This is a genomic window from Methanoculleus sp. UBA430 (genome assembly GCF_002506585.1).
Taxonomy (GTDB): domain Archaea; phylum Halobacteriota; class Methanomicrobia; order Methanomicrobiales; family Methanoculleaceae; genus Methanoculleus.
In genome coordinates, this window is the sequence record NZ_DAXW01000009.1 from 43874 (window position 1) to 62461 (window position 18588).

Genomic DNA, 18588 nt, shown 5'->3' on the forward strand with positions numbered 1-18588 from the left:
CCCTTCAGGGCGGGGTAGTTGACATAGTTTAGAGCATCATTGACATCAGCGTTGATCAGGGTGTCCAGAGCACTCCGATACAACCCCCGCTTGACCCGCCGTTTCCTTCCGTAGGGAGGTTTGCAGATCGGGTCAAGGTTCAGAGCATCGACCCGCGAGGTGTAGGCTTCAGAATGCGAGTCATCGAACCGGATCCCGAGCAACTCGCACTTGCTCTTCAGTTTCTGCCGGAACTTGTGATACGGCACCTGCACGAAGTTCTGGTTGCCCCGCTTGCGCAGGGGGCCTTCTTGCCCACTGAGGTGAAAAAGCAGGCATTCCGAACCGTTCCGATTCCAGGCTTTACCGGTGATTGAGCGTACTGTCCTTCCGGCGGGACCCGGTGTCCGGACTTCGGGCCGCAACGAGGGTGATAAAGCGACCGCTCCCACCTGCCAGGCACGGCGCCCCCCATTCCACCAGGCTCCAGGGATCTGCTGGCCTGGACCGGGATATGACAGCCGGAAATCACCCGAAAATAATACATTGCTGAATCTCTGCCTCTTCGTGGCATGGAAATTTTTAATATAATTAACTAAATATATTCATAAAGTGATTAAATGGCCGATGACAACCCCCGCCTCTACCGAATATTCCGGGAACTCCAGGAGAAAGGGTTGATCGACCGCAAGAGGAAGCTGGTGCAGTGCCCGCTTGTACTCTCCATACGGGGCTGCCCGGCGCTCAACTGCATCCGATACCAGGCTGCATTCTACGAAAAAACCCTTTCCCGGGTCAGCGACGACGCACTCAGGTTCGTGCTCCTCCACGAAGAGGGGCACATCAAGGAGGGTTCCCCCCTCATCTCCGTCCTTCCGGCCCTCCCTCTTCTCCCATGTCTCCTTCTCCTCTGGCACCCGCCCCTGGATTCACTGTTGCCGGGAGTCCTGCCGTACCTGCAGGTGACGGGCCTCCCCATCGTAAAACTAGCATTCCTTCTCCCTCTCCTCCTGCTCGTATTCTTCGCCTACCGGGCATACTATTGCCGCATGTGCGACGAGGAGTTCACCGCCGACCGGTACGCGGCAGATGCCATGCGACGCTGCTACCGGACCAGAGACCCGGGAGCTCTCCTCCAGAACATCCTCTCCGGATTGCTGGCCGGGGTCCCGGCATCGCGCCGCAGGCGGGTCTCTGGTCCGGCGCAGACGAACCCCGGGCCCCTCCGTTCCAGACCCGACTACCGGCCATCTATCGCCGAACGCGTAGAACGAGTCCGGGATAGAGCAGACCTCCCGACCTGAGACCCCGCGGCACGCCGCAGGGGCAGGGGCCTCTCCTGCTGACGCCTGTTCGTCCGCGAGATGCGAGCACCCCAAAACCTGGCGCAACCGCTACCTGCCGCGCCCCCGAAGAGGTTCACTTGCAGGGGGTTTGGGTGCAGGCACAACCCGAACCTACCAACAAGGACTGCCGATCTGATATAATCGAAAGCGTACCCCAGGGACACGCGACACTATAAAAGTAAGTTTAATAGCCCCCATTTCAAATAGAGGTATTGAGGGGTGCTGGATATCACAATTGTAGCGTTCGCCCACCACAAAGGTGGCACAGGAAAGACGACATCGTGCCTCAATGTCGCAGGATATCTCCAGAAAGACGGAAAAAGTGTTCTGGTAGTGGACTGCGACCCGCAGGCCAATGCCACCGCGGGGCTCGGGGTCAACCCCGAAACCCTCGAACTGAGTATGTATGACGTCTTCATGAGCGCGTTCGAAGGGTTTCCGGACGTCGTGATCAACGATATCATTGTCCCTACGGCATCGGGGGTCGACCTGGCTCCGGCAACCCTGGACCTCGTGGGGGTTGAGCCCTACCTCTACGGTATCGAAGACAGGGCAGGACTGCTCAAGGAGGCGCTTGCCCGGGTGAGGGGCAACTATGACTTCATCCTGATCGACACACCTCCGAGCATGGGGCAGTTCGTCATAAACGGCCTCATCGCTGCAGACCATACCGTCGTCACCCTCGATCCCGGCACCTTCGCCTTGAGAGGTATGGAAGCCCTGTCAACGGTCTTCGGCGACATCAGGGAGATGCTTGGGGAGGACGTCGCCGCAGACTTCGCCATCCTGACCCGCTGGAAGGGTTCGGGTGACCGGGCAGCCGGAACGAGCGGCCTTGCGCTCTTCCTGAAACGGATCTTCTCACCCGGCCCCTCCGTGGAAGAGGAGAAGGAGAGAGAACGGCTGAAGGTCTTTGAGGCCGAGGTCCGGAGATCGTTCAAACAGGTATTCGCAGTCCCCTACTCACCTGCTATCTACGAAACGCAGCAGAAAGGGCTTCCGATATCCCACTACGCACCCGAGAGCGAGGCGGGCCGAGAATACCGGGCAATAACAACTGCGCTCCTGGCACTGGATGAGGACCATGATGAGGTGTGATGATGATCGATAAACCTGGAAGAAAAGCACTCTTTACCGGCCCGGTTGTGCCGGGTACTGCAGGACAGACACGGGAACACGGAGCAGTGGTACTGCCCGAGGGGATCGAGGCTGCGCTCCACGCGGGGCTTGGCGGCGACGATTCCGCAAGGATCGACCCAGCCGGTGTGCCGGAAGAGTTCCGGCCCCTGGCGGTCTCGCTCAATGCGCTGCTCGATAAGAAGCAGGAGGAGAAGCAGACCCTCAAGAGCCGGCTGGTGGAGGCGAGGGCGCTTCTGAAGAGCTCCGATACGATCATCCAGCAGAACCCGATGCCCATCCTTGTCGTCGACCCGCAGTTCAAGATAACCGTGGCAAACAGCGCCTATGCCGAGATGAGCGGGATCCCGATGGACCAGGTGCTCGGCAGGAGCCTCAAGGACTTCAAGATAACGTCGCAGAAGGGTTCGGGTCTCCGGCAGGCAATCCAGGAGAAGAAGCGCGTCTTCGGGGAAGTCATCGTCGAACTACCCTCGGGGACTCATACGCTCGAACAGTACGGCATCCCGCTTCTCGACAAAAATAATGCGGTCGAGAACGTCCTCATCGTCTATAACGACGTCACCCGACAGCGGGAGGGAGAAGAGGAGATCAAGGTCCAGATGGAGAATATTGCCGAATTGCAACGGCAGTCCGAGACGATCGTCCAGAAGAACCCGATGCCCATCCTGGTCGTCGACACCGGGATGAAGATCCTCACGGCCAACGAGGCATACCTCCAGCTGACCGGCATCGATCGGTCTCGTATCGCAACGATGACCCTGCGGGACTTCAAAGTACATAGCCAGAAAGGAGACGGGATCAAGAAGGTGCTCACCGAGAAGGTGCGGGTGTACGGCGAAGTGACGGTCGAGTTTCCCACCGGCACCTACATCCTGGAGCAGTACGGGATCCCGCTCACAAACGAGAAGAACGAACTGACGGGGATCCTGATCGTCTACAACGACGTCACCGAAAAACGGCAAGAAGAGGACGAGATCCGGAGGATGCAGCACCGCATCGACACGATGATCAAGTTAAACCCGCTTGCGATCGCGACGCTTCGTCCCGACAAGAGCCGGATCGACATCAACGACGAGTACGCCCGGATGTGGCGGGGGACCCGGGAAGAGACCCTTGCAAAGAAGCTCTACGACTACGATATCACGGTCGTCGGCGGCGATCATTTCTACGCCTGCTACGAGACGAAGAAGCCCGCACGAACCGATGTCATGGTCAAGTGGCCCGACGGCGTGAAGAAGTACCTCACCCTGAACGCCATTCCGATCCTGGACGCGAAGGGCGATATCGAGATGGCCTTCTACGTCTGGAACGACTGGACCGACCTCCAGAAGGAGAAGGAGGAGGTCGAGAAGACCGAGCACCGGGTGGATGCGATGATCAAGCAGAACCCGCTCGCGATCGCGACGCTTCGTCCCGACAAGAGCCGGATCGACATCAACGACGAGTACGCCCGGATGTGGCGGGGAACCCGGGAAGAGACCCTCGCGAAGAAACTCTACGACTACGACATCACCATCCTCGATGGCGACCACTTCTACGCCTGCTACGAGTCGAAGAAACTCGCCCGGACCGACGTCATGGTCAAGTGGCCCGACGGCGTGAAGAAGTATCTCACCCTGAACGCCATTCCGATCCTGGATGCGAAAGGCGATATCGAGATGGCCTTCTACGTCTGGAACGACTGGACCGAGCAGCGGGAGAGAGAAGACCAGATCCGGGACCTGATGGAGACCGCGAAGCAGGAGAGCGAGAGACTCGCAGGGAGCGCCCGCGAACTCGGAGGCGCACTCGCCGCCATGGCAAAGGGCGACCTGACGGCGTTCGTGGACGCAGAGACAGGCGACCCGCTTCATGAAGTCAAGAGCGATTACAACGCCTCGCTGACTGCCATCCGCACCCTCCTCGGGGAAGTGGCAAAAGCGGCGCACCAGGTGGATATGACCACAAAAGAGGTCAGCAAGAGCACCGACGAGATTATCCGGGCCACGGAGCAGGTCGCCGTCTCGACACAGCAGTCTTCGGAGGATGCACGGCGGCAGCTTGAGAAGATCGAGGAGATCGGGACGGACATCAACGATCTTTCGGCATCCATCGAGGAGATTGCAAGCACGTCGCAGGAGGTCATGGAGCAGGCCTCGAAGGCGTCGAAGGAGGGGAACGATGCGGCCTCGCTCGGCGAAGTCGCGGCAAAGAAGATGCAGCTCGTCGAGGAGATCTCCACGCAGACGGTGGACGAGATCAGCACCCTCAACAACCAGATGCGGGAGATCAACAATATCGTCAAGTTGATCACGGATATCGCCAACCAGACCAATCTCCTTGCACTGAACGCAGCCATCGAGGCCGCCCGTGCCGGGGAGCATGGCCGCGGGTTCGCCGTCGTCGCAGGCGAGATCAGAAACCTTGCCGGGGAGTCCAAGCGGGCGAGCCAGGACATCGAGGACCTGATCAGGACGATTCAGGCGAGCACCGACAAGACCGCAGGCTCGATGCAGGCGTCTCACCAGGAGATCCAGGCAGGCATCGAGAGCGTCAACAAGGTCATCGTGGGCTTAAACCGGATCGTCAAAGGCGTGGAAGTGGTCGCCCATGGTATCACCGAGATCACGAAGGCCACCGAAGATCAGGCGAGTTCCACCAACAACGTCATGCAGAAGATGGATGAGTCCACCCACATGACCAAGGAAAGCCTGGACCGCACCGAGGATATGGCGGCACTCGCAGAGGAAGTCAGCGCGTCGACAGAGGAGGTCGGGAGCGCATCGCACGAACTGGCAGGCATGGCCGAACAACTCGAGAAGGTAATGAAACAGTTCAAACTCACCTGAGGGAGGAGACGATGGCAGCACCCGTAGACGTAGTAGAGTTCCAGCTCGGGGAAGAGCACTACGCTCTGGATATCCAGATTGCACGCGAGATCGTGGAGATGATGCCGATCACTCCCCTTCCTCGTGCTCCCGAATACCTTGCGGGCATCATCAACCTGCGGGGCGAGATCACGAATATCATCGACCTCAGAGACCTCCTCGGGCTCCCCGAATCCGGAGAGGCTGAGAACCGGAAGATCGTCGTGTTGATGCCGGATGTGGCGGGCGGATCGAACGTGGGGATCATCGTCGATGATGTTTACAGCGTCATCTCGGTTCGAGATGAGCAGATTGAGCGGATCAACGATGGCATCACCTCGTCGATCAGCGATTATGTCAAGGCGATCATCAAGATGGGGGCCGAAGATGACGAGAAACCCAAGACCCTCATCATCTGGCTCGACGTCCAGAAGGTGATCAGTGATCTCGGGCACTACCAGACCACAGCATAACGGGATCCCTCGCCCGGCAAGAGCAGAGTATCACATGGATGCATTTCTATCGCTCCAGACGAGCATCGAGAAACTGGTCCGGATCAAGTGCTCGAATTACAAAGAGGACTACATCAAGCGGCGCATCCTCTCCCGGATGCGCCTGACGAACACTGCGGACTACGAAGCCTACCACAAATACCTCCTCGCAACCCCCCAGGAGATCGACCTGCTCCGCAACGCCCTCACTATCAACGTCACCAAATTCTTCCGGGACCCGGAGGTCTTTGAGGTGATGCGGCGGGAAGTGCTGCCGGATCTCGCTCGTCGCAAGGGAACGATCAGGATCTGGTGCGCCGGATGCGCCACGGGTGAAGAGCCCTACTCGATCGCCATCCTCGCGCACGACCTGATGGCGCTTCATCCGGGTGTCAGCGTAACGATATACGCGACCGATATCGACGCCGTGGTGCTGCAGAAAGCCACGGCCGGGATCTATGACAGAAAGGCGCTTGAGAATGTGGATGAGCGCCAGCTCCGGAAGCATTTCGTCAGCCGCGATGACGACACGTTCGAAGTCCGTCCCCACGTCAAAAACCTCGTCAAGTTCCGGAAACACGACCTGATGTCGGGAGTTCCCATCACACGATACCTTGACGCCGTCATCTGCCGGAACGTCACCATCTACTTCACCGAGAAGCAGAAGAACGACTTGACACACCTTTTTTACTCCGCACTCGCGAGCGACGGCTACTATGTCATCGGTAAAACTGAGTACCTGGGAAGAGAGGTGGAGCACCTCTTCACGCCGTATAATACCATGCAGAAGATACTCAAGAAGGCCGCGTAGTGCGGGTATACCGGGCGAATATTACCGGCGGCCGGAAAGGTCCCTCTCCGTCACGGTTTCGTCGAACTGCGACATCCGGTGCATGAAGGCCTTCCGGGCCCGGTAGCGCTTCAGTTCGGCGAAGAGCAGGAAGAAGTTCACGCCGACGATGACGATGACGAGCATGAGGCTGATCCAGAGCCGGCTGTCGTTCTGGGTTGTGATGAAGAGCGCGACAAGAAGCACCACGAACGAGAGCAGATAAAATATCACCCACGTGCGAACCTCTGTGACGTCCATGCTCTCATCAGGACAATGGTATCGTCTCCTTATTAACGGTTCTTTTTTGAAACGCCGATTGTGAGAGTAACCATGAGGAATCCGGGATTATTCGGCACCGAATACCACCCTGTAGGCAAGGATGCAGAGCAGGAATCAAAAGGTCTTTTGCCTCGCACTTCCCTCTACACCTGTGGATAAAGGCGACGTCTTCAGCATTGTTGCCGCCCTGATCATCGTCGTTGCAGTAGCGGTGGTGTTTCGCCCGCCCGGAGCGGATGCAGGGACGGAGGTTCCGGAAGGCCCCGCACCGGAGATCACCCCGACGCCGTCCATCACCGCTCCCCCTGCGCCGGAACCCACCAGAATCTCCTACACGAGCGGGATCTGGAGTTACCCCCTCGTTCACCTCCCTGATAACCTCACCCGTTATGGCGGGTCCGATCCGCCCTGGAAAGAGACCGCAGATATCATTCCGTTCGCATACCTCGAGGAGGCAAGAGGAGGCATCACCGAGACGTTTCACGTACCGTATGCTGTCTGGAGGCTGAACTGCAGCGTCTCTGCAATAGTACGGCCTGAAGCGGCGCATTTCCGGATGGCACTGATCGAACGGGAGAGGGGGACGATCGTAGAAGGGGTCGACCTGCACTATCCGGGCAGCATCATCAAAAATGTCGAAAGAGGAGGGAAAGACTTTTACCTGATCGTCAGCGTGGATGATGTGGAGTCATACCGTATCACCCTGGAGACGCTCCCCGCATACCGCTGATTCAGATCTTCTCGACGGTGATCCGGACCCGATCTCCGGCCCGCACACCGTGCCCCTTCGGGACGTCGATGTTGAACCAGAGCACTTCCGGATTCTCGTGGCTCTTGTCCTGGGACATGAGGCAATCCTTGTGGTCGTTGATGTTGGCCACAAACTCGACGGGTGCTTCGAACTCAATGATCTTCATGCCGTAGAATAGAGTGTCCCGGGATAAAATCATGCTGGACGAGGAGTAACCCGCCACGTCGTACTGTTCGAGTAACTCCAGCGCCTGATATCCAGCTCGTCGCAGATCTCTGAGAGGATGGCAAGGTTGATGCCGACCTCTTTTGGAGAGAGGCCCAGATCAGTTGCGATATACTTTGATTTGAAGTAGGATTTGCCTGCTTTCAACCCTGACTTGAGGTGATACAGGATCTTTCTCTGGGTATCGCTGTATCGCTCTTTAATGCGGTCCTTTGTCGACATCCACTCATTCCCTCGTGAGGAAGACCTTTTGTGCCAAACATTATATATACTTATTCATTTGATCTCGTTGAATCTCACTACCGCTATACAAATAGGTGTATATAATTGAGCATCGTCGCACCGATCGGCGGCGCGAGGTGTAGGATCTGTAACCGGAACCGGATGCCCGGGCGGCACAGGCGCGGGTGGCGGAGGAGGAGGACGGGGTCCCACCCTTCATGCCGCAACCAGGAGCCCACCAGCGGCGAGGCTCCCGGCGCCGCGGTTTATTCGGGGCGGGCCGTCTCTGATCGTACTTCCCGCCACGACGCCGCTCGCGACGGGAACCCCTGCCGAACGGCATCGGCCGGGGCAGGAACGCATTTGCAATACGTGTTCTGCCGTTACCTTCTGTTCCTCAACATCACGACAAGGAGCCCGGCGATTGCAACGCCGACAACGACGGCAATGAGCGAGAGGGAGGCCGTCGGCGTCGGGCTGGGATTAACCTGCGCTGCCTGCATCGGTGTGAACGTCGGCATCTCAACCGTGGAAGTCTCCGCCGGTGTCGCCCCGGTCGCCGCATCCGTCGCAATTATGATGGGCGCTCCCGTCTCCATGGTGGTCTCAGCGAAGGTCTCGTAGGCGGTCGCATTGGAGGTCCCATTGACGGATTCGTTCTCCAGAGTCTCGTTGGTGGTCTCGTTATCCAGCGTCTCCTCCGGGGTCTCCGTCAGGGTTTCTTCCAGGGCCAGGGTGTCCAGCGTCTCTACCGGGGTCTCTGTCAGGGTTTCTTCCAGGGCCAGGGTGTCCAGCGTCTCCTCCGGGGTTTCCGTCAGGGTTTCTTCAGGAATCTCAGTCAGAGTCTCTTCCGGGGTCTCCTCCGGAGTCGCTGTCTGGGTCTCTACCGGGGTTTCGGCAGGTGTTGGAGAGAGAGTCCAGGTCAACGGGGTCGTGGGTGCCTCGGTCTGGGCTGCCACCGGGAACACAAACGTCGTTGCTGCCACAAGCAGCACAACCAGGAACCCGCTCCATGTCCATTGGTATCCTGTCATGGAGACTTCTGTTTGGTATAACCATATTTTTATATTTCGGTCTCCATCAAAATCACCCCAACGGGTAACTATCCCTTGCCGCCCCATAACGTGGTGCTACACATCGCCGCACCGCAGCGAACCCCCGGAGAAAAACGCGATACCGGCACAGGATGGACCTCCCGACGTGGTCGGCCCTGCTGCTACCCACCTGAAACCCTCCGCCACTCATGGCGTCCAGACGGTAGCCTGCCGACGGCAGCCCTGCAACACTATCGGCGAGACTCCTCGCCGCACAAGCAAGAAATAAATAGCGATCAGATTGGTGCTTCACCAATCTTCCGGATCAGGCTCTCGAGCACCACATCGCGCATCCCTTCCACGAACTTGATGCTCCCGACGACAAGGTGGCCGCCGCCGCTCACGCCCCCGCCGGAGATCTCGCTATGGAGCTCACGCACCATCCGGGGGATGTTCATCATGACGCCACGGGAGCGCAGGACGGCGAAATCCGGCCCGAACCCGAGTGTGACGATCGGTTCTCCCGGGTGCGCCCGGACCAGCCGGTCGTGCACCTCTCCCGAGGTCTTGCCGGGCGGCGGGAACGTGAACCGGTGGGCAAACATCTCCACATCGAGCATGAAGAGGTGAGCACCGCTCGGCAGCATCCGGCTCTCGACATGGGGCATGATAGCCTCGAGCTGCTCCGCGATCGCGTGATTCGCTTCTTCGACAAGCAGGTTGACGAACTGCTCGTGGCGTTCGGGGTTCCCGGAGAGGTTCAGGATATCCTTGACGATCTCTCTCCCGTCGCTGAACCGGAGCCAGAACTGCTCATAGTCGAGTGCCAGCGCGATATCGCGGCAATCATCCTCCGAGTACTCAGGCGCGGCCACCGCGAGGTAGCGGGCACGCTCCGGCGCTTCGCTCCGGTCGCCGACCCCCGCGATCGCCGGCAGGTGCCGGATCTGGCCCTCGACCGCCGGGTTGACCATACGGGCGACCTCTGTGCCCAGCATCCCTGCTGTCACCCCGTAATCGCCGCCCACGTGGTAGGGGTTGACGTGCCCGATCAGGTAATCATCTACGATCTCGTCGGGGTGGTGGTGGTCGACGACCATCACCGGGAGCTCGAAGATCCGGGTCACCTTCAGCGACGGCATGTCCTCCTCGGTCGACCCGTTGTCCATCAGGAGGATCATCGGCATCTTCTGCCCATAGCGGACGTTGTCCTTGAGGGCGAAGTCAAGATCCCGCGTGATATCTTCAATCTCATAGAACGGGGCCTTGGACGGAGACCGCTTGAAGAGGAAGTACTCCGCGTCGAAGTCCCCGCCGCTCTCCCGGATCAGCGCGGTCACCGCCTGTTCGATCGCGACGGCGGCGCATATGCCGTCCGCGTCCGCGTGGTGCCTGAGGATGATCGGCCGCGCGGTCAGGACCGCTCTTCGGATCTCCTTTGCCACCTGGCGCATCTGCGGCCGAAGAGCATCGAGGACCTCGCTCTCGATGAGGAACGGGAGGTCGACCGGTTCCGCACGCTCGTCGAGCGCCGCATCGATACGCCCCCGGACCTGTGCCGCATCCTCCGGCGCGAGGACCTCCATGGACCGGATCTCGATCTGGAGCTGGTTGTTGCGCTGCATCACCTCACCCGTGAGGGCGACGATATCCCCGAGGTTCACCTCAGGGTAGGCGCGGACGCCCGCTTCGATGAACGCAGCAGCGTTCGCGGTGCCGGACTCATCCACAACAGTGAAGATCGTCGGCCCCGATGTCTGCTTGATCTGGGCGACCTCGCCCTCGATCAGCACCGTCCTGCCGATCTTCGTCCCGATATCCGCGAGAAGCACACTCGTCATCTTGCGGGTCACGGTCTCCGTCTGGTAGACAGTCGGCGTGACCTCCTCGAGGTCGATGTTGCCGTTGCTCCGGATCTGAAGGACGTAGACGAGGATCGGATCGCGTTCCTCGTGCTGCACCTTCACGTTGCTCTTATGAACGAGCCCTTTGACCCGGTCGTTTAACTGGACAAAGACGCCGAACGGGGCGAAACCCTGCACCCGCCCCAGGTATATCTTCCCTTCCTCCACCTCGTCGAGCGTACAGTTCGCTCCGAGGCGGTAGACAATCGTATCTTTCGTATCTTCCATGATACTTCACCAAATCATTCTTCGGGCACCTCAACGGTGTGCCCTGCGAGTTCATACAGCCGGCACTCACCGTCTCGTCTGCCTTTTGCGATGATAATATCACCGCTCTCCAGTCGAACGCCCTTCCCCGGGCGGTAGACCCACCGGTCGGCGTGCTTGATGGCGAGCACGACCATCCCGGTCACCGTCCCGAGCGACACTTCTTTGAGGGTTCTCCCCACGAGCGGCGACGACTCCGCTACAGGCATCCGCGTGATGATCTCGTCCGACTCGCGAACGATCTTCTTAAAGACCGGCGGGATCTCGATATCGCGCAGGAGCACATCGACGATGGCATGGGCCGAATCGCTGATCGCCTGCGCAAACGAGGACATATATAGGAGTCCCCGGAGGTAGCGCACGTCGTCGATCTTTCGTGCCGCTTCGAGGATCCAGAGGTCCAGGTCGTAGCGCATGTCGTCGAGCGCCGTATCGAGAGCGACCACCTCGTGCGCCACCTCCTTATTGTTGAAGAGCAGGGAGGTGTACGCGAGCCCCACAGAGAGTTCCGAGAGATTCTTCATCTCGATGATCAGTTGAACCGCCCGGTCGAGGTCGTCGACCTCGCCCGCACGCGAGGGTTCGCTTACGGGGAACTCCACTGCCCCCGCCATCCGGGAGAGGATATCCGCCCCGGCTTCCGGACCCCGCGAGAGCAGGATATCGTCCTTCTCCACCCGGGTAGTCTTGTCGGGGTCGTATATCCACCCCTTACCACGCCGGATGGCGATGACCTGCATACCGGTCGTGCTCTGGACCTTGAGGTCGCCGAGGGTGCGGCCGGCAAGGTCGCTTCCCAGACTGACGATTACCCGGGTGACGATCTCTTCCGCCTCGGGAAAGACGCGCTTGAGTTTTGCCGGAAACCGGATATCCTTCAGGATGAGTTTTGCTATGTCCGAAGCCGAGTTCGCGATCCTCTCCGCCGCCTCGGCCACCTGGAGCATGCCGCTCATCGCTTCTGCCTCTTCGAGCCTTCTAGCGCCGAGGACGCTCTGAATCCTGGCCTGATAGACCAGTTTATTCATACCTTCCTCGAGATTGATCACTTCGAGCGCTATCTCTTTGCCGTCGAAGAGTATCGCGGAGTAAGCGAGATCAACCATCAGTTCAGAGACATCCTTCATCTCGATCAGGACGTCTTTGAAGCTGATCGGCTGGTATTCACGTTCCGTCATGGGTCTGTTAACCGTTTTTTGTTATCTTTCACTACAACAGCAGGTCTATCGCTGCCACGAGGGTAGCTGCACCGATCAGGTCGATAAGGCTTGTGATGACAGGGATTCCGAAGTTATCGGGATCAAGGCCGTACCGGAACGAAAGGCTCGCCGTGGCGTATGCCACGGCGTTCACCAGTGTCATGACGGCCAGACCTGCTACAAGGCTGATAATGACCAGCATCCCGAGACCGGGGCTGTTCAACCCCATGAGCACCGCCGCACTATGCGCGATGAGCGCCAGCAGTGGAAGCAGTATCAACGTATAGAGGTAGGAAATAATAAAATGATGCACTACGCCGCGCTCGGGGAGGAACGAGGGGTTGACCTCGCCGGTATGCATCTCCGTCGATAGGCGCGATCCGAGGATGCCGCCTATCGACCCGAGACCGCCCATGAACGGCGGTATCAGGATGAGGAAGACCGCGAGCGCGAGTAGGTTGTCGAGGTTGAGCGAGTAGGTCAGTCCCGCCAGGGTGCCGAAGGTGCTGAGCGGGACGAGGAGGAAGAGATTCTCCCGGACGATAGCGCCCATGCCCTCCAGGCGGCGCCGGGTGTAGAGGATGATGACGATGGCGGTTGCGACCGCGACGGCCACGAGCACCAGGCGTGTCGGGGGGGAGAGGAGCATGACGAACGTCGCGGAGAGCACCAGGATCGGGAGCGTGACGATATCGCCCGAGGTGGTGACGGTCGGTGCGGCGATCATGTCGAGGTCGAGACCGTAGCGGTAACTTGTCAGCGCAACGACCAGGGTGATCCCCATCACCACCAACCCCGAGACAACGCCGCAGACGACCGAGATCAGCACGAGGTCGGTGACGCCCACCACGGGAAACCCGCAAAGAGTGCTTAACGCGTAGGCGAAGATGCCGAGGGCGAACGCTATGAGGATAGTCACCACAAGCGAGGCGCGGATGTTGTCGCCGAGGACGGAGCCTTCCTGAAAGTCGATGGAGAACTCCCCGAGGTGCATCGACGACGAAAGGCGGGATGCGAAGACCCCGGCGATGCTCCCCCGCATGTTGATGATCGACGGCAGGAGCACCATCAGGCCGGGTATCAGCCCGAGGACTTCACGGACGGAACCAAGATAGATGCCTGCAATGCTCAAGGCGGCGGCGCTGGCAAGCAGAGCGCCAAGACCGGTCAGTATCAGGCGGCTCTGGCTGAATAGGCCCTGCCACATCACCATCACCGTCCATCACAATCAACCCCGGTACGGGATCTCCAGCACCGTCAGATCGGCCGGGAGGATCACGTCTCCTTCATAATTTCGCTTTGCATCGCGTATATGGTTTGCTGTGCTGGTATAGCGGGAACTTATGTGCATCAGGGCGAGCATACGAGCGCTTGTGGCTGCTGCCGCCTCACCGGCCTCGCCGGCGGTGGAGTGCATGACCTCCCGGGCGCGGTCGCTCTTCTGGTCGTCGAATGTGGCGTCGTGGATCAGGAGATCGGCGTTCCGGAGCATCGCGGCGATCTCGGGCTGGTGCTGGAGCGGCCGCGTGTCCCCGGTGTAGGCAATCTTCCGCCCCGGGCGTGGTTCACCCATAATATCGGCAGGCCGGACGACAGCCTCGACGCCGTCGCGGACGATGCGGACTTCCTCACCGCGCTGCAGCCGCCCGAAGAGCGGGCCCGGCGGGACGCCGAGCGCGATCGCCTGTTCGCGGTTGAACCGACCGGGCCGCTCGTCCTCCTCCATAACGTAGCCGAGGCCGGGGATGCCGTGGTGCGTTGCAAACGCCCGGACAGTGTAGCCGTTGAAAGGCACGACCGAACCGTGGCTGAGGGTATGAGCGGTGACCGTGAACCCCCGGGCGTGGCGGTTGATCCTCTGGACGAGATCGACGAACTCCTCGACCCAGGACGGACCGTAGATCGGGAGCGACTCGGTTCGTCCCATGAACGCAAGCGTCTCGACAAGCCCGAAGATGCCAAGGAAGTGGTCGGCATGCCAGTGGGTGACGAAGACGGCGTCAACGGTGAACCCGGTCCGGGCACGCATCATCTGCTGCTGGGTGCCCTCCCCGCAGTCGAAGAGCAGGGTGTCGGAGCCGCGCCGGATCAGGATGCAGGAGGGGTTCCTCTGCGGGGACGGGAGCGCTCCCGCCGTGCCGAGGAAGTGGACGTGCAGGGTCTCGCCGGCTATACGAACCACTTCCTGAATGCTACAAGGCTCCGTTCGGCCTCTTCGAGCGTCCGGCCCTCGATCACGACCCGGCCGGAGTAGTCACGGGCGACGACCCGCCCGACCTTCTCCCACCTGACGGTCCCGTCACCGAGGGCAAGGTGCTCGTCCGATTGTCCATGGTTGTCGTGAATGTGCAGGTGACTTACCTCACGGACGTGCGTGAGGAACGCATCGACAAGACCGTTGGTGTTGGCGTGCCCGATATCGAGTGTGACCCCGATCCCGGGGATCCCTTCCGTGAGGCCGAGGATCTCCTCGGGGTAGCGACAGAGAAAGTCCTTGATGCTGATCATGTTCTCGACGCACGCGAGGACGCCGTGGTCCTCCGCATACTTCCCTATCTCGACCAGTGCAGTCTTCTGCATCTCCCAGACCTTCTCGGGGACGAGTTTTCCCACGGGGGATACAAACCCGGGGTGGATCGTCACCCGGTCGGTCAGTTCGGCTGCGTGGTGGATGCAGCAGCAGGTCTGGCGGATGGACTCGCGCCAGATGGGGTAGTTTACCGACGCGAGGTTCAAGTCGCTGAAGGGAGCGTGAACGGTCGCGAGAAGGCCGGTGCTCTCGAGAATCTCCCGGACAGCGGCAAAATTCTCGGGGTTATCCAGGCGGTATTTCCCGTCGGCGGCGATCTCCCAGCCGGTATACCCGATATCCTCAAGCCCATAGATCCAGTCCCGGGACTCCCAGACTTTAGATGAAGATGCAAAATACGGAGTAAGGCTCATGGCATCTCCCCCAGACGGCGGAGCAGGGAGCGGGCCTCTCGAGCAAACTCATCGAGCGTTCCCTCGTTCACGATCCGGTAGTCTGCTCCTTCCAGGGCCCGGCCGAGCCCCCACCCGAGTTCACGCTCGTCGCGGGCCTGGAGTTCTTCAGCGGTGAGGGAGTCGTCGGACCGGCCGCGGTTCGTGAGCCTCGTATAGCGCTTCGCAAACGACGATTCTATCCCGATGAGCGTGAAGTCGGGGAAGTGCTCCCGAAACGCCGCCACCTCGTAATCACCCCTGATCCCATCCACCAGGACCACCGGAGCGGCCGTTGCCTCGATGGCCGGGATGGTGATCCGGGCGATGGCATCCATGCCGAGGTCCGCGCGCAATCTCCCCGCGACCGCACCGAGGTTCGCGTCCGTCAGGGGGAGCCCGACCTCCTTCACCCGTTCCCGTATCGCATCCCCCATGACCACAACCGGGATCCCGAGGTCCCGGGCGATCCTCGACACCTCACCCTTCCCGCTTGCCGGCATACCAACGATTCCAATGACCTTCATCAGGGTTTCTCCATCAAATTATGCTATTGTATCCAGAACAGCGGGCCGTACCGGTGAGAGACCGGCTGCAGGGTCCCGGCGGTGCAGGTTGTGGCGGCCGCCACAATCATCCCCATAATGTGCGTTTCCGACGATATTATGTTTAGCGTCACGAAAACGGCTTCTGTTCCGGATCGTACCCGACCTCGCCGTCCTCCCGGGTCCGTATCAGGACGCTCCGGCGAAGAGGCGCCGCTGCCGCCTCGAGTTCCTGCCGGGTCAGGGGGACGAACCCCGCGGCCACCCCCTGCTGGAGCACGAGGTCCAGGTCCCCGGCCGCCTCCGCGATGGAGGGGAGGTTGTCCTCGCGGCCCCGGAAGAGGGTGACCACGATCTGGCAGGAGACAAGGCTGCCGTCGGTCTTCGCCCGCCTGCAGGCGGCGAGCGACCGTTTCACGGCATCGGCGGCGGCAAGTCCCAGGAGGTCGTCGTAGCGCTCCCACGTTGTCTTGATATCGAGCGCGACCATATCCACGAGGTGCCGGTCGAGCAGGTCTTCGAGCACGCCGGGGAAGATGCCGTTCGTGTGCAGGCCGACGGATAACCCCATCGTGCGAGCGGCGGCGGCGAGGTGGAGGAGTGCCGGCCCCTGCAGGGTAGGTTCCCCGCCGGAGAAGACCACGGCGCCGGCGACCGTGCGGGAACTGCGGATCATCGCGATGATCTCGTCTGCGTCGCGGAGATCCTCGCCGCCCTGGAGGTCGACGTTGTGGCAGTAGAAGCAACGCGCGGGGCATCCCCGGAGAAAGACGGTGCAGGCCGCCCGCCCCCGCCAATCAACGGTGCTGATCGGGACAAAACCTCCGAAATTGATGTACACAGGATCACCAGGCGATATAGAGGTGCTTCCTTATTTCTTGTAAGCCTTGGCTTTCCGGCTACGAAAAAAGATCTGCATAAGAGTAAGTCAAGTTTACTTGTTGAGAGAACAACTCAATTTTAACCGGAATTTTAAAAACAAGCCTTTATCAATTCTTTTCCTCAAATATACACTCATGGGTCTCATAGAAGACGCCCGGCGAGGCGTCATCACCGAGGAGATGCGGATCGTCGCAGCAGCAGAGGGTGTAACCGAAGAGTTTGTCAGGCGCGGCGTGGCCGAAGGTCACATCGTCATTCCGGTCTCTCCCTACCGGAAGGTGAAGATCTGCGGTATCGGCGAAGGGCTCCGCACGAAGGTCAACGCGAGCATCGGGACGTCGACGGATATCGTCGACGTCGATATGGAGATCGAGAAGGTCCGGCAGGCCGAACGCGCCGGTGCCGATACGCTGATGGAACTCTCCACCGGCGGCGACTTTGCAGAGATCCGGCGCCGGGTCGTCGAGGCGACCAACCTCTCGGTCGGGTCGGTCCCGCTCTACCAGGCGTTCATCGAGGCCGCCCGGAAGCACGGGGCGGTCGTCCACATGGAAGAGGACGATCTCTTCCGGATCACGGCGGAGCAGGCGAAGCTCGGGACCAACTTCATGGCGATCCACACCGGGATCAACTACGAGACGATGAAGCGCCTGCAGAACCAGGGGCGGCACGGCGGGCTCGTCTCCCGGGGCGGGGCCTTCATGACCGCGTGGATGCTTCACAACGAGAAGGAGAACCCGCTGTATTCGGAGTTCGATTACCTTGTCGAGATCTTGAAAGAGCACGAGGTCACCCTCTCGTTCGGCAACGGGATGCGGGCGGGCGCGGTCCACGATGCGACCGACCGTGCACAGATCCAGGAACTGCTCATCAACGCCGAACTCGCCGACAAGGCACACGAGCAGGGCGTGCAGGCGATCATCGAGGGGCCGGGACATATCCCGATCGACGAGATCCAGACCAACGTCGTCCTGCAGAAGCGCGTCACGAACCGGAAACCGTTCTACATGCTCGGGCCCCTGGTCACCGATATCGCGCCCGGCTACGACGACAGGGTCGCCGCTATCGGCGCCGCGCTCTCCTCCTCCTACGGCGCCGATTTCATCTGCTACGTGACGCCGGCAGAGCACCTGGCGCTCCCCACCCCCGAGGAGGTCTACGAGGGCGTCATCAGTTCGAGGATCGCCGCCCACGTCGGGGATATGATCAAGCTCAAGAAGCGCGACGCCGATCTCGAGATGGGCCACGCCCGCCGCGACCTCGACTGGGAGCGGCAGTTTGCGGTCGCGATGAACCCCGAGCGCGCCCGGGCGATCCGGGCCGAGCGGATGCCGGCCGACACCGACGGCTGCACGATGTGCGGGGACTTCTGCGCATTGAAGATCGTCGGGCGGCACTTTAACTTCTGAGAGAGAGTGGGGGGCGGGGGCGCTCCCTCCGGGATCTCGTCTTTTTTGGGGCATTATTCGCTGGATAGCGAGGGCTGTTTGTATGCATATCAAACTGATATTTGCCCACGACCCGGGTACAGTGGACCGTGGTGGCTATCGCCACGCGCTGCCCCCGCCCCAAGGGGCGGGGAACGACTGGCCGAAGGGTGCGGTGGGCCGAAGGGCCGGAGCTGGAGAAACCCGAAGGGTTTCGAGTCAGGAGTTTAAGCACCGCAGGTGCAAATGAGGAGGCCG

General features: G+C 60.4%; 18 protein-coding genes and 1 pseudogene. 7 read left to right on the top strand and 12 right to left on the bottom strand.

Annotation, left to right across the window (positions count from 1 at the left end):
* Positions 1 to 254: pseudogene (locus BRA49_RS06415) on the bottom strand (RNA-guided endonuclease TnpB family protein); the annotation flags it as partial.
* Positions 255 to 599: 345 nt separating this feature from the next.
* Between BRA49_RS06415 and BRA49_RS06420 the strand changes: the two are divergent.
* From BRA49_RS06420 to BRA49_RS06440, 5 genes are all read left to right on the top strand, one after another.
* The gene (locus BRA49_RS06420; RefSeq protein WP_292384505.1) at positions 600 to 1283 is read left to right on the top strand and encodes a M48 family metalloprotease; all 684 of its coding nucleotides are present in this window, start codon (positions 600 to 602) and stop codon (positions 1281 to 1283) included.
* Between the two features lie 261 nt (positions 1284 to 1544).
* On the top strand, positions 1545 to 2423 hold the full coding sequence (locus tag BRA49_RS06425; RefSeq protein WP_292384508.1) for a ParA family protein: 879 nt from the start codon (positions 1545 to 1547) through the stop codon (positions 2421 to 2423).
* Complete coding sequence (locus BRA49_RS06430) at positions 2423 to 5293, top strand: methyl-accepting chemotaxis protein (RefSeq protein ID WP_292384510.1); 2871 nt, start codon at positions 2423 to 2425, stop codon at positions 5291 to 5293. Before BRA49_RS06425 ends, BRA49_RS06430 begins: the two co-directional genes overlap by 1 nt.
* An 11-nt stretch (positions 5294 to 5304) precedes the next feature.
* Positions 5305 to 5784 (top strand): chemotaxis protein CheW, encoded by a 480-nt coding sequence (locus BRA49_RS06435; protein WP_292384511.1) that lies wholly within the window; start codon positions 5305 to 5307, stop codon positions 5782 to 5784.
* Between the two features lie 34 nt (positions 5785 to 5818).
* Positions 5819 to 6613, top strand: a complete 795-nt coding sequence (locus tag BRA49_RS06440; RefSeq protein WP_292384513.1) for a CheR family methyltransferase — start codon at positions 5819 to 5821, stop codon at positions 6611 to 6613.
* 21 nt (positions 6614 to 6634) lie between these two features.
* Here the strand turns inward: BRA49_RS06440 and BRA49_RS06445 are convergent, their stop codons facing one another.
* Entirely contained in the window at positions 6635 to 6892 is a 258-nt protein-coding gene (locus BRA49_RS06445) for a hypothetical protein (protein WP_292384514.1), read from the bottom strand.
* Between the two features lie 172 nt (positions 6893 to 7064).
* On the opposite strand from BRA49_RS06445, the gene BRA49_RS06450 reads away from it, so the two are divergent.
* The gene (locus BRA49_RS06450) at positions 7065 to 7643 is read left to right on the top strand and encodes a hypothetical protein (protein WP_292384516.1); all 579 of its coding nucleotides are present in this window, start codon (positions 7065 to 7067) and stop codon (positions 7641 to 7643) included.
* A gap of 1 nt (position 7644) precedes the next feature.
* Here the strand turns inward: BRA49_RS06450 and BRA49_RS06455 are convergent, their stop codons facing one another.
* From BRA49_RS06455 to BRA49_RS06500, 10 genes are all read right to left on the bottom strand, one after another.
* Positions 7645 to 7830, bottom strand: coding sequence for a hypothetical protein (locus BRA49_RS06455; protein WP_292384518.1), 186 nt, complete (start codon positions 7828 to 7830; stop codon positions 7645 to 7647).
* Positions 7831 to 7859: 29 nt separating this feature from the next.
* A complete protein-coding gene (locus BRA49_RS06460; RefSeq protein WP_292384520.1) occupies positions 7860 to 8111 on the bottom strand; it encodes a DUF7123 family protein in 252 nt (83 codons plus the stop codon).
* Between the two features lie 383 nt (positions 8112 to 8494).
* Entirely contained in the window at positions 8495 to 9145 is a 651-nt protein-coding gene (locus tag BRA49_RS06465; RefSeq protein WP_292384521.1) for a hypothetical protein, read from the bottom strand.
* Between the two features lie 296 nt (positions 9146 to 9441).
* Positions 9442 to 11277 (bottom strand): DHH family phosphoesterase, encoded by a 1836-nt coding sequence (locus tag BRA49_RS06470; RefSeq protein WP_292384523.1) that lies wholly within the window; start codon positions 11275 to 11277, stop codon positions 9442 to 9444.
* A 14-nt stretch (positions 11278 to 11291) separates the two neighbouring features.
* Positions 11292 to 12494 carry a potassium channel family protein gene (locus BRA49_RS06475; RefSeq protein ID WP_292384524.1) on the bottom strand — a complete coding sequence of 401 codons (1203 nt, stop codon included), beginning with the start codon at positions 12492 to 12494 and terminating at the stop codon, positions 11292 to 11294.
* A gap of 31 nt (positions 12495 to 12525) precedes the next feature.
* Positions 12526 to 13722, bottom strand: coding sequence for a magnesium transporter (locus BRA49_RS06480; RefSeq protein WP_292384526.1), 1197 nt, complete (start codon positions 13720 to 13722; stop codon positions 12526 to 12528).
* 21 nt (positions 13723 to 13743) lie between these two features.
* A complete protein-coding gene (gene rnz / locus BRA49_RS06485; RefSeq protein WP_292384527.1) occupies positions 13744 to 14697 on the bottom strand; it encodes a ribonuclease Z in 954 nt (317 codons plus the stop codon).
* Positions 14685 to 15458, bottom strand: coding sequence for a sugar phosphate isomerase/epimerase family protein (locus BRA49_RS06490; protein ID WP_292384529.1), 774 nt, complete (start codon positions 15456 to 15458; stop codon positions 14685 to 14687). The genes rnz and BRA49_RS06490 overlap by 13 nt, the downstream gene beginning before the upstream one ends.
* The gene (locus tag BRA49_RS06495; RefSeq protein ID WP_292384530.1) at positions 15455 to 16003 is read right to left on the bottom strand and encodes a dephospho-CoA kinase; all 549 of its coding nucleotides are present in this window, start codon (positions 16001 to 16003) and stop codon (positions 15455 to 15457) included. The genes BRA49_RS06490 and BRA49_RS06495 overlap by 4 nt, the downstream gene beginning before the upstream one ends.
* Positions 16004 to 16151: 148 nt before the next feature.
* The gene (locus BRA49_RS06500) at positions 16152 to 16862 is read right to left on the bottom strand and encodes an anaerobic ribonucleoside-triphosphate reductase activating protein (protein WP_292384532.1); all 711 of its coding nucleotides are present in this window, start codon (positions 16860 to 16862) and stop codon (positions 16152 to 16154) included.
* A gap of 175 nt (positions 16863 to 17037) precedes the next feature.
* Between BRA49_RS06500 and thiC the strand changes: the two genes are divergently transcribed.
* Positions 17038 to 18312: a phosphomethylpyrimidine synthase ThiC gene (gene thiC, locus BRA49_RS06505; protein ID WP_292384534.1), complete on the top strand. Its 1275-nt coding sequence runs from the start codon at positions 17038 to 17040 to the stop codon at positions 18310 to 18312.
* Positions 18313 to 18588: the final 276 nt, after the last annotated feature.

Excerpts from the sequence above, each read along its gene's own strand:
- BRA49_RS06420 (WP_292384505.1), top strand. The coding sequence starts at position 600 with ATGGCCGATGACAACCCCCGCCTCTACCGAATATTCCGGGAACTCCAG.
- BRA49_RS06435 (WP_292384511.1), top strand. The coding sequence starts at position 5,305 with ATGGCAGCACCCGTAGACGTAGTAGAGTTCCAGCTCGGGGAAGAGCAC.
- BRA49_RS06495 (WP_292384530.1), bottom strand. The coding sequence starts at position 16,003 with ATGAAGGTCATTGGAATCGTTGGTATGCCGGCAAGCGGGAAGGGTGAG.
- BRA49_RS06490 (WP_292384529.1), bottom strand. The coding sequence starts at position 15,458 with ATGAGCCTTACTCCGTATTTTGCATCTTCATCTAAAGTCTGGGAGTCC.
- BRA49_RS06455 (WP_292384518.1), bottom strand. The coding sequence starts at position 7,830 with ATGAAGATCATTGAGTTCGAAGCACCCGTCGAGTTTGTGGCCAACATC.
- BRA49_RS06445 (WP_292384514.1), bottom strand. The coding sequence starts at position 6,892 with ATGGACGTCACAGAGGTTCGCACGTGGGTGATATTTTATCTGCTCTCG.
- BRA49_RS06480 (WP_292384526.1), bottom strand. The coding sequence starts at position 13,722 with ATGTGGCAGGGCCTATTCAGCCAGAGCCGCCTGATACTGACCGGTCTT.
- thiC (WP_292384534.1), top strand. The coding sequence starts at position 17,038 with ATGGGTCTCATAGAAGACGCCCGGCGAGGCGTCATCACCGAGGAGATG.
- BRA49_RS06475 (WP_292384524.1), bottom strand. The coding sequence starts at position 12,494 with ATGACGGAACGTGAATACCAGCCGATCAGCTTCAAAGACGTCCTGATC.
- BRA49_RS06465 (WP_292384521.1), bottom strand. The coding sequence starts at position 9,145 with ATGACAGGATACCAATGGACATGGAGCGGGTTCCTGGTTGTGCTGCTT.
- BRA49_RS06430 (WP_292384510.1), top strand. The coding sequence starts at position 2,423 with ATGATGATCGATAAACCTGGAAGAAAAGCACTCTTTACCGGCCCGGTT.
- BRA49_RS06470 (WP_292384523.1), bottom strand. The coding sequence starts at position 11,277 with ATGGAAGATACGAAAGATACGATTGTCTACCGCCTCGGAGCGAACTGT.
- BRA49_RS06460 (WP_292384520.1), bottom strand. The coding sequence starts at position 8,111 with ATGTCGACAAAGGACCGCATTAAAGAGCGATACAGCGATACCCAGAGA.
- BRA49_RS06440 (WP_292384513.1), top strand. The coding sequence starts at position 5,819 with ATGGATGCATTTCTATCGCTCCAGACGAGCATCGAGAAACTGGTCCGG.